The 25655-nt window shown below is 44.9% G+C and carries 21 protein-coding genes; 14 read left to right on the top strand and 7 right to left on the bottom strand.

Features of this window, described 5'->3' with window-relative positions; translation table 11 throughout:
* Positions 1-17 precede the first annotated feature (17 nt).
* From porD to BC643_RS05720, 6 genes are all read left to right on the top strand, one after another.
* A complete protein-coding gene (gene porD, locus BC643_RS05745; RefSeq protein WP_120272187.1) occupies positions 18-941 on the top strand; it encodes a type IX secretion system protein PorD in 924 nt (307 codons plus the stop codon).
* A gap of 12 nt (positions 942-953) precedes the next feature.
* On the top strand, positions 954-2606 hold the full coding sequence (recN, locus tag BC643_RS05740) for a DNA repair protein RecN (RefSeq protein WP_120272186.1): 1653 nt from the start codon (positions 954-956) through the stop codon (positions 2604-2606).
* 156 nt (positions 2607-2762) lie between these two features.
* Complete coding sequence (locus BC643_RS05735; protein ID WP_120272185.1) at positions 2763-3341, top strand: hypothetical protein; 579 nt, start codon at positions 2763-2765, stop codon at positions 3339-3341.
* Positions 3342-3442: 101 nt separating this feature from the next.
* Entirely contained in the window at positions 3443-4141 is a 699-nt protein-coding gene (locus BC643_RS05730; RefSeq protein WP_120272184.1) for a GIN domain-containing protein, read from the top strand.
* 200 nt (positions 4142-4341) lie between these two features.
* Entirely contained in the window at positions 4342-5187 is an 846-nt protein-coding gene (locus BC643_RS05725) for a tetratricopeptide repeat protein (protein ID WP_120272183.1), read from the top strand.
* 145 nt (positions 5188-5332) lie between these two features.
* On the top strand, positions 5333-6004 hold the full coding sequence (locus BC643_RS05720; protein ID WP_170154466.1) for a DUF2490 domain-containing protein: 672 nt from the start codon (positions 5333-5335) through the stop codon (positions 6002-6004).
* Here the strand turns inward: BC643_RS05720 and BC643_RS05715 are convergent.
* From BC643_RS05715 to BC643_RS05690, 6 genes are all read right to left on the bottom strand, one after another.
* Positions 5978-8107: a TonB-dependent receptor gene (locus tag BC643_RS05715; RefSeq protein ID WP_120272181.1), complete on the bottom strand. Its 2130-nt coding sequence runs from the start codon at positions 8105-8107 to the stop codon at positions 5978-5980. The two genes, BC643_RS05720 and BC643_RS05715, sit on opposite strands and share 27 nt — an antisense overlap.
* A 142-nt stretch (positions 8108-8249) precedes the next feature.
* Positions 8250-9677, bottom strand: coding sequence for a RapZ C-terminal domain-containing protein (locus BC643_RS05710; protein ID WP_245994867.1), 1428 nt, complete (start codon positions 9675-9677; stop codon positions 8250-8252).
* Positions 9678-10191: 514 nt separating this feature from the next.
* Positions 10192-10617 carry a DUF2541 domain-containing protein gene (locus BC643_RS05705; protein WP_120272180.1) on the bottom strand — a complete coding sequence of 142 codons (426 nt, stop codon included), beginning with the start codon at positions 10615-10617 and terminating at the stop codon, positions 10192-10194.
* A gap of 61 nt (positions 10618-10678) precedes the next feature.
* Complete coding sequence (locus BC643_RS05700) at positions 10679-11698, bottom strand: META domain-containing protein (protein ID WP_120272179.1); 1020 nt, start codon at positions 11696-11698, stop codon at positions 10679-10681.
* A gap of 18 nt (positions 11699-11716) precedes the next feature.
* On the bottom strand, positions 11717-11896 hold the full coding sequence (locus tag BC643_RS05695; RefSeq protein WP_120272178.1) for a hypothetical protein: 180 nt from the start codon (positions 11894-11896) through the stop codon (positions 11717-11719).
* A gap of 9 nt (positions 11897-11905) precedes the next feature.
* Complete coding sequence (locus BC643_RS05690; RefSeq protein WP_120272177.1) at positions 11906-12775, bottom strand: VOC family protein; 870 nt, start codon at positions 12773-12775, stop codon at positions 11906-11908.
* A gap of 596 nt (positions 12776-13371) precedes the next feature.
* On the opposite strand from BC643_RS05690, the gene BC643_RS23585 reads away from it, so the two are divergent.
* The 3 genes from BC643_RS23585 to BC643_RS05675 all read left to right on the top strand — a co-directional run bounded on the left by BC643_RS23585 (position 13372) and on the right by BC643_RS05675 (position 17498).
* The gene (locus BC643_RS23585) at positions 13372-15045 is read left to right on the top strand and encodes an RluA family pseudouridine synthase (protein WP_120272176.1); all 1674 of its coding nucleotides are present in this window, start codon (positions 13372-13374) and stop codon (positions 15043-15045) included.
* Positions 15046-15682: 637 nt separating this feature from the next.
* Positions 15683-16759, top strand: a complete 1077-nt coding sequence (locus tag BC643_RS05680) for a glycoside hydrolase family 43 protein (protein ID WP_120272175.1) — start codon at positions 15683-15685, stop codon at positions 16757-16759.
* Between the two features lie 109 nt (positions 16760-16868).
* Positions 16869-17498, top strand: a complete 630-nt coding sequence (locus BC643_RS05675; RefSeq protein ID WP_147377146.1) for a hypothetical protein — start codon at positions 16869-16871, stop codon at positions 17496-17498.
* Between the two features lie 54 nt (positions 17499-17552).
* Here BC643_RS05675 and BC643_RS05670 read toward each other — a convergent pair whose 3' ends face one another.
* Positions 17553-18125, bottom strand: a complete 573-nt coding sequence (locus BC643_RS05670; RefSeq protein ID WP_120272173.1) for a DNA-3-methyladenine glycosylase I — start codon at positions 18123-18125, stop codon at positions 17553-17555.
* Between the two features lie 100 nt (positions 18126-18225).
* Here BC643_RS05670 and BC643_RS05665 point away from each other — a divergent pair, with 100 nt between their 5' ends.
* From BC643_RS05665 to BC643_RS05645, 5 genes are all read left to right on the top strand, one after another.
* Entirely contained in the window at positions 18226-20208 is a 1983-nt protein-coding gene (locus BC643_RS05665) for a tetratricopeptide repeat protein (RefSeq protein ID WP_120272172.1), read from the top strand.
* A 20-nt stretch (positions 20209-20228) separates the two neighbouring features.
* A complete protein-coding gene (locus tag BC643_RS05660; protein ID WP_120272171.1) occupies positions 20229-20450 on the top strand; it encodes a hypothetical protein in 222 nt (73 codons plus the stop codon).
* 2 nt (positions 20451-20452) lie between these two features.
* Complete coding sequence (locus tag BC643_RS05655) at positions 20453-21724, top strand: replication-associated recombination protein A (protein ID WP_120272170.1); 1272 nt, start codon at positions 20453-20455, stop codon at positions 21722-21724.
* Between the two features lie 683 nt (positions 21725-22407).
* Entirely contained in the window at positions 22408-23394 is a 987-nt protein-coding gene (locus BC643_RS05650; RefSeq protein WP_120274163.1) for a family 43 glycosylhydrolase, read from the top strand.
* A gap of 25 nt (positions 23395-23419) precedes the next feature.
* Positions 23420-25654, top strand: coding sequence for an alpha-N-acetylglucosaminidase (locus tag BC643_RS05645; RefSeq protein WP_120272169.1), 2235 nt, complete (start codon positions 23420-23422; stop codon positions 25652-25654).
* Position 25655: the final 1 nt, after the last annotated feature.

Genomic DNA, 25655 nt, shown 5'->3' with positions numbered 1-25655 from the left:
CGCCTTAATATTCTGCTATGAAGAATTTGAGTTGTCTGCTTGTTGTGTTTTTAATCGGTATTTCTGATGTTTCGGCCCAGGAACTGCGCTGCAATATCAGCATTTCGTCGTCCAAAATTCAGGGCGCAAACCGCAATGTTTTCAGAACAATGCAGGCTGATTTGTACGAGTTCATGAACAACCGCAAATGGACGGATCATGTTTATGACATTGATGAGCGGATCGAATGCAACATCTTCATTCAACTGGACGAGCAAGTTTCGTCGGACGAGTTTAAAGGTTCGATGACTGTGCAGTTGCGCCGGCCAGTCTATGGTGCTTCCTACGAAACGACACTACTGAATATTAAGGATAAGGATTTTCACGTTCGCTATGTCGAGTTTCAACCCATGGAATTCAACGAAACATCGAACAGTGACAACCTGACCAGTTTGATGGCATACTATGCCTACATTATTTTGGGTATGGATTACGACTCGTTTGCGCCGGAAGGTGGCACTGAGTATTTTCAGAAGGCTCAGCAAATTGTGAATAATTCGCAAAACAGCATTTACGAGGGCTGGAAAGCTTATGAAAGTGAGCGCAACCGTTACTGGTTGATCGAGAATATACTGAATCGTTCTTATTCCGGTTTCCGTCAGTGTATTTACCGCTATCACCGCCTCGGCCTGGACAAAATGGGCGATCGGTTGGAAGAAGGAAGAAGTGAAATTGCGGAGTCATTGCGCTTGCTGCAACGTTTGTTCCGCAATCGGCCAAACCTTTATATTTTTCCGATTTTCTTTGATGCCAAAGCGGATGAGTTGGTGAATATTTTCTCCGGTTCTTATCCGGATGAAAAGAACCGTGTGCTGGCCATCCTGAATGAGATTGATCCTTCGAACGGAACGAAGTATGAGAAGATTAAGGAGGACAATACCTTCAATTTAAATAACGAATAAAATAAACACCCCGTGCTTTTAGAACTGCATATTTCTAACTATGCTCTTATCGACGAACTGAATATTCAGTTTTACAAGGGCTTCAATATTATCACAGGTGAAACCGGCGCCGGTAAATCGATCGTGTTGGGCGCTTTGGGACTGGTGATGGGGCAGCGTGCCGACCTGAACGTGTTGCAGGACAAGGAGCGCAAATGTACTGTAGAGAGTATTTTCAATATAAAAGATTACAGACTTCAGGACTTCTTTGAACGAGAGGAGCTGGATTACGACGACCAAACAATTTTGCGTCGCGAGATTAGCCCTGCCGGTAAGTCGCGCGCATTTATCAACGACACGCCAGTGAATCTGAAAGTGATGCAGGATTTAGCATTGCGCTTGATTGACATCCACTCGCAACACCAGAATCTGGAGTTGGGAAACCAGTCGTTTCAGTTGAATTTGGTAGACCTGGTTGCTGATAATAAAACGTTGTTGGTTGAATACGCGAAAAGTTTCAGGGCGAGCCAGAAACAGGCAAAGGTGTTGCGGGATTTGCAGGAAGAAGCCGAAAAGGCGAAAGCGGATTTGGATTATTTCCAGTTCCAGTTTCAGCAACTGGATGAGGCCAAGCTGAAGGAAAACGAGCAGCAGGATCTGGAAGCAGAGCAGTCAACACTGGAGCATGCCGAGGATATTAAAATGACCTTCGGGCAATTTGCCGAAGATTTGGATGGTGAGGAATTGGGCTTGTTGGTGAAGCTAAAAGACAATGTGAGCCAATTTAGCAAGTTGGGCGGAGTTGTGCCAAAAGCGAAAGAAGTGGCTGAGCGGCTGGAGTCGTGCTATTTGGAACTAAAAGACCTGGTGGCTGATTGTTCTGATGTTGCAGAGCGTACAGAGCACGATCCGGATCGCATTCAATTGGTTTCAGAACGCCTGGATCTGTTGTATAATTTGCAGCAAAAATTCAGGGTTGGTTCAGTGGAGGAGTTGTTGGCGCTGAAAGAAGACTACGATCAAAAGATAAATCAAATAGCGTCGTTTGACGACGAGATTGAAGCGGCAGAGCAAAAGCTGGTAGCGCTTCAGGAAGACGTCAACACGAAGGCTGCAGAGTTGAGCGAACGTCGTCAGGCGGTGGCAGGACGGATTACTGAATCGGTGGAAGATGTGTTGCAAAAGCTGGGAATGCCCAATGCTGTGTTCCGGTTGAGCTTTGAAACCATGCCGCAGGCTGGCCCGTCTGGAACCGACGATTTGTGCTTTACATTCTCCGCCAATAAAAACGGGCAACCGCAGGACATCGCCAAAATAGCCTCGGGTGGTGAAATCTCGCGGGTGATGTTGGCTCTGAAAACCTTGATTACCGACAGCAAGGCACTACCGACAATTATTTTTGATGAAATCGACACCGGAATTTCCGGAGAGGTGGCGTTGAAAATGGGTGTCATCCTGAAGCAAATGGCGTCCAATGTGCAAATTATCAATATTACCCACTTGCCGCAGATTGCCGGTAAAGGAGAGCATCACTTTAAGGTGTATAAATACGATGAAGCAGACCGCACCTACACGTCAATTCGCCAATTGGGAGTTGACGAACGGATCGACGAACTGGCTCAAATGCTGAGCGGGTCCAACGCTTCGGAAACAGCCCGTAAAACGGCGCGAGAGTTATTGGAATAAGATTTCAACCAGAATAAAAACAAGAGCGGTGAAGAATCAATATCTTCTCCGCTCTTGTTTTTGTTAGGCTCCCGATTTCTTGTGGAGGCTCAACAAAATCAGCAAACACACCGTTAATACAGTTGAAACCGTTAATTTTACCACAAAACGAAGATTATGGATTTCCCAGAGAAAGAAGAATTGGTAACTCGCTATAAGAACTACTCAGACGAAGAATTGCTGGCAGTTTTGCAGCACCCCAAAGATTACCAGGAAGCGGCTGTTGATGCGGCCCGGGAGGTGGCGTTTGAGCGGGGACTTGAATGGGCGGAGGTGCCCGCCGACAGCCCCAAAGCTGGATTTGCATTCTTCCCACGTCTCTCGAAGCCGGAAAATGCCCTGAAATTGATTAAGAGCCTGCAACGTATTCTGTATTTCGTAGCCTTGATTCCTTTGATTGCCGGTGCTCTGAGTTACACCGATGGTTATCCAACTCTGGCTTTAGCATACGGCGGAATTGCAGTGGTTTGGGGAGTTTTGGCCATGCTTACCGTGCGCCGTAAACGACATCAGATGGTTCTGCTTATGTTTTTGTTGCTTGTTTTTGTGATGGTGCTGCGTTACATCACCGCGGGATTGCCGGTCGACATGAAAACAGTGGATTGGACCATTTGGGGGATTGCTTTCGTTGTGCTTGTATACACATTGTTGTACTTCAAAATTCTTGTTCGCGACTACATGTCGAGAAAATCGTGATTCCGAATCCCGCCATTTACCTTTTAATTTCCTTCATTCATCGATTGACTGAACAATCAGCCGTTGCATTCGCTTAAATTTGACGTGTAATTGATAAGCTTATGCGACGTATTGTTTACATCATTATTATTTCACTGGTTTGCTATTCCTTCGTGGCTTGCCACTATTCTAAAGTTGCAGAAGAGGAACAGCGAGAAGTCCCGGTCGAAAGTTTCGACAAAATCTATGTGAGGGGCAACTTCAGCATTCTGCTAGAGCAACGTAATGAACCTTTTCTGCAGATGAGAGGCTTGCCCGAAACACTGGAAAGTGTTAACGTAAAAACGGACCCGGTGACCGGTTGGTTGGAGCTGTCACGCGACAAGTTTAGCATGAGCAGCCCCAATTTGGTTATTGGCTTCAACGATCTCAGCCGGGTACGAATTGAAGGCGGTGCAAGCATTCACTCCGATGGATTTCTCGATATGGAGGATTTGGACATTCGGGTTGAAGGTGGCGCTAACATTAATTTAAAATTGAAAGCTGAAACGATTCACCTCAGAGGTGAAGGGGGAGTTGTTTACGATATCGAGGGGGTGGCTAACAGGTTGGATTCTGAATTGTTCGGGGTCGCTTATTTGAAGGCTTCGGCATTGGAAACGGATACCGCAGTGGTGCGCATCGAAGGTCTGGGAGTCGCGTCGTTAAAGGTGAATAAGCTGTTGAAGGCAGATATGCAGGGCATGGGAAAAATCAGTTATCAGGGTGATCCGGAAGTGGATCAATCGATTGAAGGACTGGGGAAGATTAGTCGGGAATAGGCAGTTGATTTACGTTAAATAGTTTTTTCAAGGGGAGGTTTTCATATGGGAAATCTCCCTTTTTTGTGCCCTAAAATGCCCCGCGGAACAATTTTTAACTTAGATTTTTAAATCATTATTGCTATTTTTGGGAATCAAGCTCAAAAAACAAAAAATATTAATAAATAAAGTAATCTTAAATATCTAAAAAAGAATTGTTTATGAAGCGTATTTTATTAGGAGTTGCATTCTTGTTGGGGACTATCGCTGGATTTGCGCAGGATGCAGCCGAATTGATTAACCAGGGGAATGAAGCATTAACCGCAAAGGAGTATGCAAAAGCTTTCGAATTGTATGACAAAGCAATGAATAACCTTGGCGAGGTACAAGTGGATGATGCAATCAATTTTAACATTGGCTTTGCAGCTTTCCAAGCAGAGAAGTATGATGCTGCCGTGAAGTATTTTGACAAGGCTATTGCTGCCGATGCAAACACGGCTTCAGCCAAAGAGTACAAAGCGAATGCTTTGGCAAAATTGGATAAGACAGATGAAGCGATTGCAGCCTACAAAGATGCTATTGCTGTTGCTGAAGATCCGGGTGCCTTGAATTACAATGCAGGTATCGTTGCTTACAAAGGTAAAGAGTATGCATCAGCTGCTGAATTTTTTGCTGCTGCAGATGCAGCTGGCTACAACAGCGAAAACGCAATTTTTTATCAGGCTATGTCATTGAAAAAAATAGACAAAGACGATGAGTACAAAGCGGTTTTGGTGGCTGGTGCTGAGAAATTCCCAAGCAACGACAAAATTACCGGTGCTTTGGCTAACGTTTATGTGTCGGAAGGAAATGTATTGTACAAAAAAGGTGTGAAAATCCTGAACGGTGCAAACCAACAAGTTCAAGCCGGAACAATTAAAACAACTGATGATGCTTACACAAAAGCAGTAGCTGATTCAAAAGTTGAGTTCCAGGCTGCTTACGATGTGCTTCAAAAAGCGGCTGCGTTGGATGCAGGAAATGCAAACGCACAAAAGTTGATCGAAGCTTGTAAGACTGTTTTGTAAGTAAAAATTCTTAACAAATAGTTGAGGGTAGGCATTGAGTCTACCCTTTTTTATTTTCATAACTTTAGAGATACCATATTCAATTAAGAATTTCGTTCCTGAAATTCTGGTTTTCCTGTGCATTACTATTGAACGGATGTTGGTCATGAAGAAACTCTTATTCCTGTCTGCTTATTTACTTCTGCTGAAAAGTCTTTCAGCACAGGAAAGACGTGACTTTTATCTGTGGGCTAAGGTTGCCTTCGATGTGAAGTTAACTCAAACGAATGACATGGTTTTTAGCACGAGGACCGATTACCGTACAGATGATTCCTTTCGCGAACTAACCTATTTTGACTTGTCCTTCCAGCATAGGGTGAACGATTGGTATCGCTTTGCACTCGCTTTTCGGTATGCGCAGAAGCCGGTGCTGGGAACTGATATTTATGAATACCGGCCGCAGATTGCGAGTTTCTTTACTTGGGGGAAAGGTCGTTTGAATTATTTGGGAATGGTGCGTATCGAGCAACGTTGGTTTAATAAAGGAACAAATCATCAACGCATTGTACAGCAGTTTTTCGTTCGGTTCCCGGCATTGAATGAACGTTGGTTACAGCCCATTGTAGGTGAAGAAAGTTTTTGGAAGTTAACCAGTGAGGGGCTTCATCGGGCTCGTCTTTACCTGGGGGCTCAGATCTACGAAGCCCCGCAGTGGAACGTAAATCTGTTCTATGTTCGTCAAACAACAAAAGTTTTGGGAAGTTGGTATCCGGATGATATTCTGAGTCTGGATTTGCGACTTCGCTTGAATTCAAAAAAGGTATTTAAGTCGGATTGAGCCGGCAAAGTTGCGTGGCAGTCCCGGGTAGTAATAGCGTGGAGACTGGTTTCCGAACGAACTTGCGTTGATTAGTACCATGGAGGCGTAATGCTCGTCCGTGAGGTTCAGTGCTGATGTTGTCACATTCAGCTCCAAATTATCCCACCGTTTTTGGTAGCTCAAAGTCAGATTTACCAATTGGTAGGCGTCGGTATAAATTGAGTTGTCGTCACGTAAGGGAATTTCACCGGTATATTGGAACTGAACTAACAGCTGCAGGTTGCGAAAATGGGTGTCTGATACAATATTCAGCCTGGTTTTTGGACTCCCGGTTAAATCGTTGCCACTGTAGTCATTTTCACCATCAATAAATTCATTGAACTTGTAGGGGCTGTAATTCCCTGCAAATCGAAATGCAGACATCAATCTGGCCTGATTGAGCCATCGGTAATTCAATGCCAGTTCAACGCCCGGGTGTCGTGTTTTCCCCGCGTTGACACCCATATAAGCGTCTTCTGCAGTTCGTCGGGCAACGAGCAGGTTTTTAATTTCCATGTAGTAGAAGGACAAGTCGTAAAAGAGCCGGTAGGCAATTGTTCCGCGACTTCCGATTTCAGTATTCCATCCCGTTTCGGGTTTTATGTCGGTATTGCGCTGGCCATCCGGTGTCAGGGTTTCTTCCAGGCTCGGGGGCGAAAAGCCATGGCTGATGTTTCCGTACAATGATGCATGGCCTGTTAACGAGTAACTAAGAGCCAGCCGCGGTGAAACAATCGGGTTAAAACGGTGGTCTGCCGATTGATTTCCATCCGACAGGAAGTGGTCGCGGTAGTCGTATTTTGTTTGGTTCAGGTTGATTCCTGTTGAAACCCTTAGTTTATTACTGGTGTAGTTTAGTTGACTAAAGAAATTGAAGTATTTTCTTTTTTCCGCGTTATCGGATAGTTGGAAGTTGTGATCATCAGTCTCCGAAGTTTGCCAGTCGTAGTTCTCCCAAAAGCTTTCGTTGCCGAAGCTAAGGCCAAATTCACTTTTGGGGAAGTACCATTTTTTCTCCGCGATAAGGCGGAATCCTTTGTAATTGGTGTCTTCTTCCAAAAAATTGAAAGGGCGAAGTTCTTCAGCCGCCTTGCGCTGCCCGAAAATACTGATCCGGCTACTGTAGTTATTGCCCCAGTCAGATTGAACCGAAAGGCCGGCCATTTGCTTTTGATAGTCTTCATAGCCCCTAACTTCGGCCCAATTGGCTGCTGCCTGGCGTGGATTGTTTTGGAAATCCTCCCAATCGAGCGAACTGGGTATGTAGGCTTTCATATCCGTTTGTATTAAGATCAGGTTGAACTGGTGGTTGCCTGCATCGTATTGGCCAGCGTAGCTTAAATTGGTTCGGTTTGTTTCGTTGTTTTCCCGATAGCCGTCCGACTTCAGTCTATTTACATACAGACCATTGCTCCATTCTCCCGCAGTGAGTTGAATATTGGCCCGGTAATTTCGTTGATTGTAACTGGCAAAACTCGTCTCGGCGCCAAAAGCGTTTCGGTTAACCGGTGGCGCGTGCAGTAAAAGTGTTCCGCCAAGTCCTGAACCATAGAAACCCGAGGCAGGCCCTTTAATGACTTCAATATTATCAATGAGTTGTTGGTCGAGATCTTCCAGGCTTGTTTCGCCGGTTCCGTTGGTCAGTGGAATATCTTCGAAATAGGCTCTCACTTTATTTGATGCGTAGGGCGAGCGTCCTCCGATACCTCGAATGGTGAGGCGGCTGGTATTCAGGCTGCCACTTTGCATGTAAACACCTGCAACCTGGTTAAGTGTAAAATCGATTTGCTGAGCCGGTACTTCCTCCAGTTGGTTGGCCGGAATAATTGCAATAGCTCCGGGGGCTTTAACCAGATCTTGGGCATAACGAAACGCCTGCACCCTGATTTCTTCAATCGGGATACTGTATTCAGCAACAAGTGAATCTGTTTGAAAGTGGTTGTTTGCAGGCTGTGCCTGAAGCAGGGGTGGGGCAAAAATCAGCGAGAGCCCAAGGCTAAGAATAATTAGTGTTTTCCAAACTAATCTTTCAGCTTTTTGGGTTTGCAGAGTTTGTCTTCTTTTTTGGCTTTGCTTCCACACTTTTTACAGTAATATTTGGGGTTTTCCGGTTCTTTGTAGTCGTCCTTTTTACAAGCTGTTTTTCCCATTTCTTTTATTCAAATCTTTAACGCGGCGGTCGGTTCACTCCGAACAGCGCCATCATAATCTCTTTACGGAAGGATTAGAAATCCTGTTCCCGGTGTGTAAGAACAACGTTTACCTTGAAATTGTTTTTCAAATGTTTAGCCATGTGTTCGGCAGCATAAACCGATCGGTGCTGTCCGCCTGTACAACCAAAGTTGACGCTTAAATTGGTAAAGCCCCTTCTCAAATAAGTATTCACCGATTGATCGACCAAACCGGTTACGTTCTTCAGGAATTCTGCCATTTCAGAACGGGTTTCCAGAAATTCGATTACTTCAGGATCTTTGCCCGTTAACTGCTTGTATTCATCGTAACGGCCGGGATTGTGAATTGCCCGGCAATCGAACACAAAACCGCCGCCATTTCCCGAAGGGTCGTGCGGAATTCCCTTTTTGTAGGAGAAGCTGGTGACACGAACGGTCAGTTCTTCGCTTTGCTTGCCTATCTCGCGCAGGTACTCCGATTCTGAAACCGATCTCAGCACTTTAAACAGCTCATTCAACTGAACGGGGATCGTGTGATTTTCGATCAGGTACGCCAGGTTATCCAGTGCAAACGGAATACTCTTTAGGAAATGCTCTTTTTTCTCGTAGAATCCGCGGAAGCCGTAAGCACCCATCGCTTGCATAATCCGGATGAGAACATAGCCGGAAAAGAAAGCTTTGAAACGATCGCGGTTAACTTCTTTGTATTTCTCCAGTTCATCGAGGTAGAACTCGAGCAACTCATTTCGGATTGCCTGTGGGATGTCGGCCTTAGCATCGTATAACAAGGATGCAAGGTCGTATTGCAGCGGCCCTTTCCGGCCTCCCTGGTAGTCGATAAAAGCGACTTTGTTGTCGCGGAGCATGATATTGCGTGACTGGAAATCACGGTACAAAAAGTAATCGCTTTCCGCTTGCAACAAGTATTTGGTGAAGGTCTTGAAATCGTCTTCCAAAGCTTGCTCGTCAAATGGAATTTTGGCCAGCTTTAAAAAGTAGTATTTGAAGTAGTTCAAATCCCACATCATCGACTGCTTGTCGAATGCCGCGCGTGGGTAGCAAAACGAGTAGTCGATTCCTTGTCCCGCCGTAATTTGCAGTTTAGGCAGTTCGCGTAAAACCCGCTTGTAAACCTGAACAATCTTATTCGAAAAACCTTCCCGTTCGCGCGTTCTACTCAAGTAATCAAAAAGGGTGAGGTCACCCAGGTCCTCCTGGATATAGCAGGTCTCCTCCGGATTGACCGCGTAAATCTCGGGAACCGGCATCCCTTCCGCAAAAAAGTGATTGGTGAACGAAATGAAAGCCTGGTTCTCTTTGATATCGGCATTGTGAGCTCCAATAGCCTGAAAGTTGGCGCTTTTTATCCGGCAATATTCGCGGTAGGAGCCCGACGCCGGCAAGAGTTCAAAAACAGTCATTTCTTCCTGAAAATGCTTTTCGTACAAGCGAATAATATCTTCTTTAATCTTTAAATCCACGCGGACAGGGTTTTATGGTCGGTGACCCGTTATGAAATTCAGTTGCTTAAAATCCAGCGAAAATCGATAGAAACTCTGATTTTGACTGAGGAAAGCAAAGATAACAGATTTTCCGAGCCGAGTCGAGAGAATGTTTGAGCGATGCGATGTACTTGTATTTTCGGTTGTTTTTAGAATTTTGATTGAGATTAGTCGATTTCAAAGATCAAAATTGAAAAATATGCTGCTCAGCATGTTTTTTAACATTGAGGTAACAGTGGTTTGTGTTTTTCAGCATATCTTTGTCGTAGATTTTATTTCATAAGTTTAGGTTTGATTAGTTTTATTGGTTTAGTTAGGTTTGAAAAGGGTAGATAGAGATCTACTCTTTTTTTTTGCTCTAAACTGAACTATTTGGTGTTCCATTGATTCAACTTTGGAATTCATTAGTCATTGATTTTCAAAGTAAAAGCTTATAATTTCAAACGGGTAAGTTTAAAATTACAAGCTTCACAATATCGACTTTAAATCGTTTTTACTCGTCCTTTTCTTTACGTTCCTTGCCCCACACTTCAACTTTGGCACGTTTCGTCACGGCTACTGCTCCAACCGAGTCATATTCTATTTCAAGGTCTTTCAGTTTGGTGTCTTTCCCGGGCAATTCAAATGCGAACGACGACATTCCTTTAGAGAACACACCGGTTCCTTTCGGATCGTATTCTTTTTTGGTTCCGTCGGACATTTCTACCCGAATGTGTTTCAATTTTACAGTTCCCTGTACACAAGTCAGCTTAATTTTAGACAAGTTTGTTTTTTTGCCAATCAGGCTAACGTTGTCCGTTTCTGCTTTGTACGAAACGGTCTTTTCAGCCAGTCGTACCCAGCCGTCTTCGTCAGACTGCGCAGCTAATTGCAGACTGAAGGCCAAAATAAGGCATCCCAAGAGTAGTATATTTTTCATGAATTTAATTGATGTGAATGAAGCAGTTGGTCGAATCGCAATTTCCGCTTCAATCGGGTTTTTAATCTGTCTTTTTTAAAATTATCAGCGTTTTATTTTGCTCATCGAGCAGGGTGAGTTTTAAGTTGGCAAGTTTATAAGCCCTGACAAGCGGAAGAATCTGGTTGAATTTTTCCGGAATTTCCATATCGGGACACACTTTTCGGGTTCCGGCCAGGGGGCCAAAAGTGAGCTCGGAATTGGTCAGTTTGGTTATTTTGCCGGTGAAATTGTTGCATCCATCGGTACCCATCGCTATCATTTGAGAGCTGTTGATCTCCAGTCGGGGCGCGTTTGTTTTGTCTTTGACGTCTGTACCGTCGATGAATTCAGCTACCCAAATGTCGTTCAGCAAAACATTTGCTTCTGCAGCCCGGGTAAATTCGAGTAGTTCTGTTGCAGTCTCGTCAAGGAAGCTGAGTTTGTCACCTTCCAGCCGATACTGTTTCACTTCGTTAAATGTTCGGCTAAAAGCGTTCGCAAGAGTCATGTCCGGACACATTTTGCCGGTAGCTGCCAACGGACCCCATTCGACGGAAGAATCATCGATTGACTTGATTTTGCCGGAGAAGTTGTTGCAGCCGTCCACCCCGCTAATCTGCATATCGAGGTAATCGATATGGATTTTCGGAAGAATGGCTACTGTGCCACGAAATTCGGGCAGATCAAACGGCTCACCGTTCATTTTCACCAATTCCCAGTCTCCGGTTAGCGCGACTTTCGGATCTGCTTCCTTCTCCAGTATTTCGATCAGGCTGTATTTGATGGATGAAGCGTCGGCGGGGACATTCTTTAGCTGTTCCTCCTTTACTTTCAACTTATAAATAAAGCCGGGTTCGTACTCAAATCCTTCTATCCTGGAATAGAAATTTAGCCATTCTCCCTCGTTTAAATCAGCTCCTTTTTTGATTAACATGCATTTCATGGGGCCAACACCAACGCAGTCCACGCGATAGCTGTTTACCCAGTAAATGGATTCGTGATTGGAACCGTAGCATGCGGCAAAAATCAGGATCAAACCGTATAAAAATGTGTGTTTCATCGTTTACAGATTGAAGTTTTAGAATCTTCCGCCACTGTAGAGATCGACGCCAACATGCGGGTCGAGTTTGGGACCATTGGGGCCGAAACGAACATCAACACCAGCATCGGCTCCCCAACGTAAATTGGAACAGGCGCTCAAAGCCAGTCCTGCAGCCAGGACAAACAAAAAGATTGTTGCTTTTATCTTGTTTTTCATGTCGCTGATTTATTTTAAGATCCATTGTTGTATTGTGAATTGACCGCCGGTTGGGTCGGTGAGGACAGCTACAGTGCCTTTTCTGATCGAAGGGGAGGGCTCCATCATCACATGCGCGCCTGCCGCCTTTGCCAGTTCCAGGGTTTCGTTAACATCTTTCACCTTAATGTACGGCATCCAGGAACTCCTGGCACCTTCCACCGGGTTGCCGATAGCCCCGGAATAAACCTTGTTTTCACTTTTGAAAATAATGTAGGGTGCTTTTGCGCCTGTAACTGCATCCGATTCGTAGCCAATCAGCCCTTTGTAAAAATCAACCGATTCCGTCAGGCTGGTTGTCCAAAGCTCATTCCAGAGCCAGGAATTCATAGCGATATCTCCCGGACGCTTTGGCAAGGGGTCGCCGCTTTCGGAGGTCAACAGAGCGATAAAGGCTCCTTGTGGATCTTTTAACATGACGGTTTCACCACGTCCGGCGAAGGCTGCCTTTTTAAAGATGGTGTTGCCGCCCGAAGCTTCATTGTAGCGAATGGCAGCATCCAGATCGGAAACAGACATGGAACCAATCCATTCAGCCGCTTTACCATACTTGTCGGCGAGTTTGAAGAGGCCACCAATTGGCACGCCATTGTTTTTAATGACATAGTACAGATTGTCGCCGGAGCCTAAGGTTTCAAACTCCCATCCGAAGACTTTAGAATAGAATGCTTTGGCTGTAGATGGATCGTAGGTTGCCAGGTCGTGCCAGACAAACTGACCGGTGTTGTGAAGACCTGTCGGACTTTGTGTTACGGACGGAAATTCGATGCCTGTGGTGCAGGCCGTTACGATTAATGTTAAAACAATAACCGTAGAGAAAGTTTTGAGGTTTCGTTTCATCACATTATTTGAATTATTTGGTATTTGAATGAACGAATGGTTTCCCCAGTAACCGATAGGGTTTGGTTTATCTTTCTCTTGTTAACAATATAAGTCGTATTTGCCACAAAACCAAGCGTTCCGGGCTTTTTATTTCAAGGCTTTTTTCATTTTCGAAATGATATGATCTTTGTCGGGATTTGATTTAATCCGTTTATTTTTAATCGATTGTGAGATCTTGTGCGCGCCGGTTAAATACGCGTTTGTTTTTCTTTAATGTTTGTTTAATCTTCAGTTAACGCACACGTGTACGTTCGACATTACCTTTGTCGTAGATTTTATTTCATAAGTTTAGGTTTGATTAGTTTTATTGGTTTAGTTAGGTTTGAAAAGGGTAGATAGAGATCTACTCTTTTTTTTTTGCTCTAAATCCAAGGTTTCAAGTTTCAAACAAAAAGCCCACTCTAATTTCCTTTGGGCCTGTCGCGATGTCGACTCAATCTCAATTCCCTGTTATCCGTTACTTTTTGCTTACTAAATTTCCAGGCTCACAGTTCATAGCAGGCAACCAGTGATTTTTAATTTTTACATTTGCGACCGAGAAACAAGCCAGAACAGTGTATCCAAATCATTTTGCAGCTTTCAAGTCCAATATTAGTTCTGTTACTGTACCAGGGCGATTTCCGTTTGTATTCAACAGCGAACCGCATTTGTTGTGCCGTATTGCTGCCGACGAGCTACAGAAAACCATCAGCGAGCAGGCAGGATGGAATAGCATCTTTGGCTTAGATGGACAGGGAGGAGGTGTTGGCAAAATGTTTGGTGTTTTGGTGGTACAGGCTGAAGATGGAAAGTTAGGCTATTTGGCAGGTTTTTCCGGGGCCATCGACGGACGAAATGAGTTTCCCGGTTTTGTGCCCCCGGTTTTTGACTTGTTAAATCCGCAAGGTTTTTTCAAAGTTGGAGAGCAACAACTGAATGAATTAAATACTGCAATTCGGAAGTTGGAGAAAAGCAAAGAACTGGAAGAGGCCACGGATAAGGTTAGGTTACTGGAGGACGAAATGCGGTTGGTGCTCACAGATTGGAAGGATAGGATGAAAGTGGGTAAGAAAGAACGAAAAGAGCAACGGACTAGAGCCGAGGCAACACTCACTGGTAAAGATTTGGAAGCTCGGTTGGAGGAACTAAACCGAAATAGTCAGCTGGAGAAAATAGACTATAAAAAAGCGGTGTCAGCACAAGCAAAGAACGTTGATCAGGCAAAAGAACTACTGGATGGCCTGTTAAATCCTATTTTGACATTAAAGCAACAACGCAAAGAACAATCGGCACGTTTGCAGTTGGAAATCTTCGATCAATTTCGGTTACTGAATTTAAAAGGGGAGGTGAAAACTGTTCCTGAGATCTTTCGGGCGCTGGGACAAGAGGTGCCACCTGCAGGTGCGGGCGATTGTGCCGGCCCCAAGTTATTGCAGTACGCTTTTCAGCAGAATTTAAAACCCATTGCCCTGGCCGAGTTTTGGTGGGGCGTTTCACCAAAGTCGGAGGTTCGCAAGCATAAGCAGTTTTACCCGCCTTGCCGCAGTAAGTGTGCTCCTATAATGACGCATATGCTGAAGTATTTGGATATGGAGGCCGATCCGTTAGCAGAGAAAATGAAAACACCTGTGGAGTTGGAAATTCTGTTTGAAGACGAATGGCTGATGGTGGTCAACAAGCCCGCACAGTTTCTGTCGGTTCCCGGTAAGGAAGTAGTCGACTCGGTTCAACAACGAATCAGACAAATGCATCCCGAGGCTGAAGGTCCTTTGTTAGTACATAGACTGGACATGGCTACTTCCGGGGTGTTGTTGATTGCCAAAGACCCGGTGACACACAAGGAATTGCAAAGTCAGTTTATCAAACGAGCAACCCTGAAGCGCTATGTGGCTGTTTTGGATGGTTTGTTGCAAGAGGACGGGGGTGCGATTGATTTGCCGCTACGCGTTGACTTGGATAACCGACCGCAGCAGTTGGTTTGTTTCGAACATGGAAAATCGGCCCGTACCCGGTGGGAAGTCATTGACCGCAAGAACGACAGAACGCGCGTTGCTTTTTATCCCGTTACCGGGCGTACACACCAGTTGCGTGTTCATGCGGCTCATCCCGAAGGATTGAACACCCCAATTGTGGGAGACGAGTTGTATGGAACCGCGGCCGATCGTTTATACCTCCATGCCGAGTATCTTGAGATTGTCCATCCTCAAACCGGCGAGAAAATTGGCTTTACTGCGCCACTGCCTTTTTGAAGGGATTGAGAATTCCTCCATCAACAGGTAATCGTGTAATTCTCTATTTCAACTTTAGCAATTGTGTAAGCTAATTTTGGCATTTTTTTAGATCGAAGAATTTCCAATTGGCAATTTCTGTTTTAAATATCAGATTATTAGTGCTTTGTTTGATTGTTTCATGGGCTGAAAATAAAAGGTTTTTGTCCGGATAACAATTTCTTTAAAGTTTCCTTAATCTTCAGTTAACGCCGACATATGTTTTTGAGCATATCTTTGTCGTAGATTTTATTTCATAAGTTTAGGTTTGATTAGTTTTATTGGTTTAGTTAGGTTTGAAAAGGGTAGATAGAGATCTACTCTTTTTTTTTCTCTAAACTGAACGAAATCGACACCAATTGATCCCAAACTTCACTTTCCCATGGTGATTATTCAGAAACGTTCCGGTTCGAATGTACGCTAATCTCGTTTCCCCGAAATGTTAAATCCTTTCTTTTAGCTCCTGAGATTTGTAGTATAACAGCGGAAAAATAGTAACTAGCAGATCGAAGCTTGTACGATCTGGGCTCAACCAAGTCCTCCGTTTTTCTGAATATCGCTAAACTACCACTGCCTACCGGCCTTTTTTATACACCTTAATTTCAAAAAAAGAGATCTCATGAAAATGCATGTGCTAACGGCTTTTGGCCTTTTCGTTTTAATTGTCAGTTCCTGTCAGTCGAAAAAGGAGCAGGCGAGGAAAAAGATTTATTCCGGGAATCCAATCTTGCCGGGGTGGTATGCCGATCCGGAAGGAGCCATCTTTGGCGATGAGTACTGGATTTACCCGACTTATTCCGATCATTACGGAACACCTGATACTTCAACCTTTGTTTCGGATGCACAGTTGGCGATGCGAAAAAATGCTATCAACAAACATTATTTTGTCCCGACTTTCTTTAATGCTTTTTCGTCGAAAGATTTGATCACCTGGGAGAAGCATCCGCATGTACTGGATATTAAAGATGTGGATTGGGCATCGTATGCCTTGTGGGCGCCATCGATAATCCACGAGAACAACCAATATTACCTTTTCTTTGGGGCCAACGACATCCAGAATGAAGATCAGCTAGGAGGTATCGGGGTTGCTGTAGCCGATAGTCCTGCCGGACCTTTCCACGATGCAATTGGTAAGCCGCTGATCAATGAAATTAAAAATGGAGCTCAGCCTATCGACCAGTTTATTTTCCGCGACGACGACGGACAGCATTACCTTTATTTCGGTGGCTGGGGACATTGCAACGTTGCTAAACTCAGCCAGGATTTGTTGCATATTGAGTCGTTTGCCGATGGCGAACGTTTCAAGGAGATTACCCCGGAGCATTATGTCGAAGGTTCGTTCATGTTTAAACGAAATGGCAAATACTATTTCATGTGGTCGGAAGGTGGATGGATGGGGCCTGATTACAGTGTAGCTTATGCGATCGCTGATTCGCCGACAGGCCCCTTTAAACGAATTTCCAAGATATTGCAACAGGATTCGACCATTGCAACCGGCGCGGGCCATCATTCCGTGATTCACATTCCCAATACCGACGATTATTACATCGTTTATCACCGTCGGCCTTTGGATACCACAATTCCATATCATCGCGAAACTTGTATCGACAAGATGACCTTTGATAAAGATGGTTTCATTAACCCGGTTAAAATGACCAATGAAGGAGTGGAACAGCGAACATTGACTATCAACTAGATTCTACTTTCTGCCCTCGTTTCTGCATTGCACAGACGAGGGCAGGGAGAAGTTTTTTTTGTAGTTTTGGGATACCCGCCATAAAAAACAAAAAATCCGGCTTCGAAGAATGAGTAACGAAAAGCAATACGTTTGGTATGCCAGTTATGGCTCCAATTTATTGGAAAGTCGATTCAGGTGTTACCTGCTTGGTGGACGTCCGGAAGGTGCCCTGAGATCTTGTCGAGGATGCTCCGATCGGTCGTTGCCATTGAGTAGTAAACCCGTTGACATCAATCGTCAGTTGTATTTTGCACGAGAGTCGCAAACCTGGGCTGGAGGCGGTGTTGCCTTTATCGGGAAACCGACAAATGGCTCTTCCAAAACTTACGGCCGAATGTTCCTGATTACTGAAGGACAGTTTTGTGAAGTAATGGCGCAGGAAATGGACACTGACGAGAAAATTCGGATTGATTTTGATCGGATCGAAACCAAGGGGAGTGACTTGTTGAAAGAAAACGCCTGGTATGGCCGCATTCTCTGTTTGGGCCGGCACGATGGCTTTCCGATCTTCACCTTTACTTTTGAAAAGGATGAACAACTACTGAGGAAGCCCGGGCATGCATACTTGCGAACTATCATTAAAGGCTTGAAAGAAACCTACAAATTCGGAAACGAGGAGATTGCCACTTATCTTGCTGCTCAGCCTGGCATTTCTGGCAATTACACCGTCTCCGAATTGAAGGAATTAATGAATTAGAGCAAATCTGCTTGCCAAACGGCGAGAAACAGAAAACAGCACAATCGCGTCTCATTACTCATTACACATTACTTCCTTATGCCGGAAACAACCCACCAAATGATCGTTGACCATTCCGGTGGCCTGCATGTGCGCATAAACAATCGTGGATCCGACAAATTTAAATCCCCGCTTTTTCATGTCTTTGCTTATTGCATCTGAAATAGCCGTTGTTGCCGGGACTTCTTTCAGGCTTTGGAAGTGATTAATGATTGGTTTGTGATCGACGAATCCCCAAATGTAGTTCGAGAAGGAGCCGAATTCTTCCTGGACTTTCAGAAACTGTTGGGCATTGGTAATGCTGGCCGCAATCTTCAGTTTGTTTCTGACGAGTCCCTTATTTAGTAAAAGCTCTGCCACTTTAACTTCGTCGTAAGTGGCTACTTTCTTGTAATCAAAGTCATCGTAGGCTTTGCGGTAGTTTTCTCGTTTCTTTAACACGGTATGCCAGCTGAGACCGGCTTGCACGCCCTCTAGAATTAAAAATTCAAACAGAATTTTATCATCGTAAACGGGAACTCCCCATTCCTGGTCGTGGTAGTCACGGTACAAATCATCTTTCAAACACCAATCACATCGATTCTCCATTGTATTGAGTTGTTAAAAAATTGAAATCAAGATAAAAATACTTAAAACAGGTGATACCGGGCTAAAATATTATTTTTGCTCTTCGTAAATTGGCCACCCTATGAAATTCAGATTGTTTATCATACTTGTTTTGTTGAGTTCGGTTGCTTCGGCACAGCTCAATATCAATCATTATATCCGTGTTGGGCAAACCCGGATTTCGACTGCGAATTATGTTGGGGCGATTGAGAATTTTAATATTGTCATCAAATTTAAGCCTCAACTTCCGGAGCCCTATTTCTTGCGGGGACTTGCCAAGCACCAGTTGGATGACTACAGGGGTGCCATTGCCGATTACGATAAAGCGATCGAAATTAAGCCCTATTACCCGGATGCTTACATGAACCGGGGCCTCGCGCATTTGTCGCTGCACGAATATGCCAATGCTATTGCCGACTACGATAAAGCGTTGGAACTTTCGCCCCGAAACGCAGCCATCTACAATAACCGGGGGATTGCGAAAATCTCGATGAAAGATGTTGACGGAGCGATTGCCGATTACGACGCCGCACTGGAGGCCAACCCTAATTTTGTGAATGCCTACATCAATCGCAGTAATGCGAATATTGTCAAAGGAGATTTAACAGAGGCAATCCGTGACTTGAACAAGGCGATTATTATTCGGCCACACTTTGCCAGTGCATACTTGCTGCGCGGATTGGCCCGCTTTGAAATGAATGATTTTGCTTCGGCATTGCGTGATTTCGATCAAACCATCAAGCTCGATCCGCAAAATGCCTACGCTTACAATAACCGCGGGATTGTCAAACAACGGTTGGAGGATTTTCAGGGTGCGATCATGGATTACGACCTGGCACTGCAACTGGACCCGACGATGCCGAATGCTTATTTTAACCGGGGAATTGCCAAGGAAGTGTTAGGCTTACCCGGTTTCGAGGAAGATTACCGCATAGCGGCCAAACTGGATCCGAAGCTGGATGTCAAACGGCGCCCAACCGAAGAGGAATACTACGCTCAGCTGCAAAAACAACAACAGCAACAACAACAACAACAACAACAAGGTGGGCAGTCGCAAACTCAGAGCCAGAACCAGAACCAGGGACAAGCACAAACACAGTCTCAAGCTCAGGGGCAAGGACAGGCATTGGCTCAGAATACACAGCAACAAAAAGCGAACGATCAAGAGAAGGATGACGATCAAAAAGCGAAAGATGAGCAAGCCGAGAAGGATCGCCGACGCTTCCGCCTGTCGTTGGCGGATACCCGCGAATTGCCGAATTACGAAGAGGACGTAGAAGACGGACGAATCCAGAATAAAAACGTGATTATCGAGCTGCAACCGATCTTCCGGATTGCATCATTCAGCGAGAACTCGGTGAATTACGAGCGTTTGCAGTATTACAACCTGGCGCTGGAAGAGCTGAATAAATACAACAACTACAGTCCGCAGATGACTATTACAAACCATGAAACTGCCGACTTTGCGGATAGTTTCAAGAATAATATTCTGTATTTCAACGAAAAAATAAAAACAAACGAGTCGTCGGAAAACTATTTGAGCCGGGGGATCTTCAAATTCCTGACCAATCAGTATAACGACGCCATCGAGGATTTTAATAAAAGTTTGAAGCTGGACAGCAAAAACCTGATTGCCTTCTACAGTCGAGCCAATTGCCGGATTAAGATGGTTGAAATTCTGGAGGCTGTACCGGATCTGTCGCAGGATATGACGATCTCGATTGGAGCGGACTCGCCGAATAATCAGACGGTGAAGAAAGAAAATCTGAACGATTACAAAGAGATTTTGGCAGACTACGAGCGCTGTATTAAAATCAATCCGGCATTCCCGTTTGTTTACTACAACAAAGCGTATGTTTTGTGTAAGCTGGATAAATATGATGAAGCGATGAGCAACCTGGACAAAGCCATTGAGCTGCAACCCGATTTTGCGGAGGCTTACTTCAACCGCGGGTTAACAAAGATTTACCTGGACGATGTTGAGGGGGGAGCGATGGACTTGAGTAAAGCAGGGGAACTTGGAATTGAAGACGCTTACAACATCATTAAACGCTACTGTAATTAATTTGAACTATATTTTGACCTATGGAAGACGTAAAAAAACTGAGTAATTCGGATTTGCTGGATAAAATGGCCAAGTTCCGGCCGATTGCTTTTTTCGGGGTTCTTGCTGTATTTGCCGGAATGGCGATAATCATTACCTACAAACTGCATTTTGCTTATATTTTGGTTGTCGGTATTCCGTTTATTTTTGTTGCCCGAAAGTTTTACAAGTATCATAACGAAATTCAACGTCGTCACCTTTAAGCATGAGTTTACAGCCTTTGGCAGAGCGGTTACGTCCGAAAAAACTGGACGATTACATCGGGCAGGAGCACCTTGTCGGACAGGGAGCTGTTTTGCGCAAGATGATCGACTCCGGTAATATTTCTTCACTCATTTTATGGGGACCTCCAGGTGTGGGAAAAACCACTTTGGCCAAAATTATTGCCAACACGCTCGATCGGCCTTTTCATATTTTGAGCGCGATTAGCTCGGGGGTGAAGGACGTACGCGATGTGATTGATAAGGCTCAAAAACAACAGTTCTTCAGTCGTGCCAACCCGATTTTATTTATCGACGAGATTCACCGCTTTAGTAAAGCACAGCAGGATTCATTACTTGGGGCTGTTGAACAGGGCGTCGTGACCTTGATTGGTGCGACAACCGAAAATCCCTCGTTCGAAGTGATTTCGCCATTGCTGTCGCGCTGCCAGGTTTATATTCTCAAACACTTGGAGAAAGATGATTTGCTGCGACTGCTCGAGAATGCTTTCGAGAAAGATGTGGAGCTGAAGAACAAGCAAATCGACCTGAAGGAATACGAAGCATTGCTCCGTTTCTCAGGAGGTGATGCCCGTAAGTTGCTGAATGTATTGGAGCTTGTTGTAAATGCCGAAGAAAGCGATACGATTGAAATCACTAACGATAAAGTAACCAAGCGACTTCAAAACAACCTGCGCACTTACGATAAGAATGGCGAAATGCACTACGACATCATTTCGGCTTTTATCAAAAGTATCCGCGGAAGCGATCCGGATGCGGCTGTGTATTGGCTGGCGCGCATGATTGATGGTGGTGAAGACGTCAAGTTCATCGCCCGACGGTTATTGATTTTGGCAGCCGAAGACGTTGGACTGGCTAATCCGAACGCCCTGCTTTTAGCTCAAAGCACCTTCGATGCCGTGCACCAGATTGGTCATCCCGAATCGCGGATTATTTTATCGGAATGTACCATCTACCTGGCAACGTCGCCCAAGAGTAATTCGGCCTACGAAGCTATCAACAAAGCGCTGGCAACGGTGCAACGTACTGGTGATTTGCCGGTGCCGCTGCACATTCGCAATGCGCCAACCAAATTGATGAAAGAACTGGGCTACGGCAAAGAATACAAATATGCCCACGCTTACGACGGCAATTTCGCCGAGCAGGACTTTCTGCCCGAGCAAATGAAGAAAGAGCGCTTTTATATTCCGCAGAATAACGCTTCCGAATTGAAGATATTAGAGCGTTTAAAGAATTGGTGGAAAAAGCGTTATTAGCGTTTTCGTTTCGTTAACTGTATTCTGTTTTGCAGGCCTTAGAACACCTGTTCCTGTGAAATCACTATGGCTTCGGTACATTATATTTTGCATAGTTTTTTTGTGGTGGGGAATATCTTGAATTGACAAGGAGTGCAGATTGAAACACGATGAGATTCTGTTGTTAAGTCGAAGCACCCGGTTCCGGGCAAAATATTCTTGAAAACTGTACCTAAAAATTAGACACTGTAAGTTTAGGTGTCTCTTTGTTTTCTCAATTCTTCTTTCATCGAAGCGGCAATTCGCACAAAATTTAAATTTTTTCTGATTTTCCTTTGGGGGAGAATGTCAACTTCTTCGTAATAATATCGAGCATCGTTATTTGAATTGATGATTCGCGATCTTTGTTAAGTGCTGGAATGACAACGTCAGAAATAAGGACTTGTTCTAGGGCAGATTTCTTCGTAATTGATGTGTCGTTATAGAAATGAAGGGCTATTATGACTTTGCACAGTTGGCGCGTATTGCGCACAAGTTTTAATCCTTGTTTTTCCAGCCATTTGAATGATTGTGAACTATCGACAAAGTAGAACAGCTTTAATGGCAGGGAATATTAGTCGGAAGATTTATCTCTGCAACGAGGAACTTGTTCGCTCAAATTCCCATTCGAAATAACCATGAAACTGACGATAAAACCAATATTTATGAAAAAGATAAGAGCACACATTTTATTTCTGTTTGTGGCAATCGGATTGACTGCTTGTACAGGATCGCCAAAAAAGCAAAATTCCGAACAGCCGCAGTTAATCACCAATCCAATTATCGATGGCTATTTTGCTGATCCCTGCGTCATCAAGGATGGAGATACCTTTTATATTTATGCGACAATCGATCCCTGGGGCGGCGATGAACTGGCCGTTTTTTCAACCAAAGACTTTCTGACTTTCGATCGGCATCATTTAAACTGGCCAACGAAGACGGCTTGTACAAGTCCGAGTTCCAATAGTTCGATGGTTTGGGCGCCTTCTGTCCGAAAAGCGGCCAATGGCAAATACTACATGTACGTTTCGGTTGGTAGCGAAATTTGGGCGGGTGTGAGTGATTCTCCGCTGGGACCCTGGAAGAATGCCAAAGAAGATGACTCTCCGTTGGTGGCTGCCGCAGATTTTCCCAAAGTGCACAACATCGATGCAGATTGCTTTATCGACGACGATGGTCAGGCCTATCTCTACTGGGGATCAGGCTTTCATTGGATCAATGGTATTTGTATGGCGGCAAAGCTGAATCCCGATATGATAACTTTTCGGGAGGAACCGATTGACGTTACGCCACCGGACTATTTTGAAGCGCCTTATATGATTAAACGCTTCGGAAAATATTACCTGATGTATTCGTCGGGAAAAGCCATTGATGCGACTTACAAAGTCGGCTATGCTGTTGGAAATTTGCCTTTGGGACCATTTGAAACGGGCGTCAACAGCCCCATTTTGGAGACTTCAGCCGATAGCACAACATACGGCCCCGGTCACCATTCTGTATTTCGCGAGGGCAATCAGGATTACATGTTGTATCACCGGATTTTCCCGCAGGATTCAGCCTATGTTTTGCGTCAGTTGTGTGTCGACAGCCTGAATTTTGATGTAAATCTCAACATCTTGAAAGTACGGCCAAGCGGCGTTGCAAACTTCTGATTTCACACCATATAATCTTAAAAACATGCGTGAAAGCTTAAGAAAGATTTTATTAATTGGAGTAGTCGCCCTTTTGTATGTTGGGTGCCAAACGCAGAAGGCGGAGGTAAACGAATCCAGTCCCGAGCGAGAGTTGATCCAACGCATTATTCCGGGTCGGGCCAATGAATTTGAAGTTGAGATTCTTGCTTCCGACTCTACCGACTGGTTTGAGTTGGAATCGAAAGGGGGCAAAATCGTGCTTCGAGGAAACAACGGAGTTTCAGTTGCTTCGGCTTTGTATTTTTACCTGACGGAATATTGTCATTGTCAGATTACCTGGAACGGCACGAATTTGAATTTACCGGAAACATTGCCGGTTATTCCAGAAAAAGTACACAAAGACAGTCCTTACGAATATCGCTATTATTTGAATTACTGCACCTTCAACTACACCATGAGTTGGTGGGATTGGGAGCGCTGGGAGAAGGAAATTGACTGGATGGCGTTGCATGGCATCAACATGCCGCTGGCCATTACGGGAGAAGAGTCGATTTGGGATGAAGTGTACCGTTCGTACGGGTTTACCGACGATGATCTGGATCCGTTTTTCAGCGGACCTGCCTATTTTGGTTGGTTTTGGATGGGCAACCTCGATGGCTGGGGAGGACAGTTGCCCAAAAGCTGGAAAGACAGCCACCGCGAGTTGCAGAAAAAGATCTTACAGCGCGAACGCGAGTTGGGAATGAAGTCCGTTTTACCAGCGTTCACCGGGCATGTTCCGGCTTCCTTCAAAAAATATTTTCCTGATGCGAACTTGAAACAGACGAACTGGGGCAACGATTTTGACGATACCTACATTTTGGATGCCGATGATCCGTTGTTTGCCGAAATCGGCAAGAAATTCCTGGAAGTTCAACAAGAAATTTACGGGACCGATCATTTGTATTCAGCCGATACCTTTAATGAGAATGAACCTCCTTCGGACGATCCGCAATACCTGTCGGAATTAAGTGCCAAGGTTTTTGAAGGAATGAAGTCGGCCGATCCCGATGCGGTTTGGGTAATGCAAGGCTGGTTGTTCTACAGTCACCGCGATTTCTGGAAAGCCCCGCAAATTCAAGGCTTGTTGGGCGCTGTTCCCAACGACCGGATGATTATTCTGGACCTGGCTGCTGAAATTGAACCGGTTTGGAAACGCACCGAGGCCTTCTACGGCAAAGAATGGATTTGGTGTATGTTGCATAATTTCGGTGGTAATATCAGCCTGTTTGGACGGATTGAGAATGTGGCCGAACATCCTGCAGAAGCGCTGAAGGATTCAACTTCAGGCCAGCTAAAAGGAATCGGTTTGACGATGGAAGCGGTTGAGCAAACGCCCGTTCTTTACGAGTTGATGACCGACAATACCTGGCGCGATACTCCAATTGATTTGAAGGAGTGGTTGCAGAAATACATCCGAAACCGCTATGGCAGTACGAATGCCGATATCGAAAAAGCCTGGGATATTTTAGTGCAAACCGTATACAACGGGCAGGTGATCCGTGATGGAGCCGAGTCAATCATTGTTTCCCGTCCAACCTTTGAGGGCTATCGACGTTGGGCACGCACCAAACTAAATTATGCTCCGGTGGATCTTTTGTCAGCCTGGGATTTGTTTGTTCAGGCGAGTTCAGACTTTGGCACATCTGACGGTTTCCAATATGATTTGGTCGATGTGACCCGACAGGTGTTGGCGAATTACGCGCTGCCGCTTCAGCAACAGATAACAGCCGCTTACAAGAACAATGACAAAGAGAAATTCGGCCAATACAGGCGTGAGTTTTTGGAGCTTATTGATGATTTGGATCGTTTGCTGGCTACCCGAAAGGATTTCCTGTTGGGGCCCTGGATTGCCGACGCGCGCAGCTGGGGAACAACACCGGAAGAAAAAGCCCTGTACGAGCAGAATGCCCGGGATTTGATTACCCTTTGGGGCGGAGCTGACAATCGCTTGCACGAATACAGTAACCGCCAGTGGAGCGGCCTGCTAACTGATTTTTATAAGCCACGGTGGGAGCAATTTTTCACGGAAGTGAGCAAGCATTGGGGCAACTTTGATCAGGAGGCTTTCGATGCAGAAATCAGGCAATGGGAATGGAATTGGGTGACAACGCAAAAGGAATTCCCACAAGAAGCAAAAGGTAGCTCAACGGAAGTTGCCATGGAGTTCTACCAAAAATACCGCGATCGGATTGCACCGATGACGCAAACTTTGCCGGTAATTAACTACAACTATTGAT

Source organism: Mangrovibacterium diazotrophicum (assembly GCF_003610535.1).
Classification (GTDB): Bacteria; Bacteroidota; Bacteroidia; order Bacteroidales; family Prolixibacteraceae; genus Mangrovibacterium; species Mangrovibacterium diazotrophicum.
The sequence above is the reverse complement of the archived record's forward strand: the minus strand, read 5'-3'. Positions and strand labels throughout refer to the sequence as shown.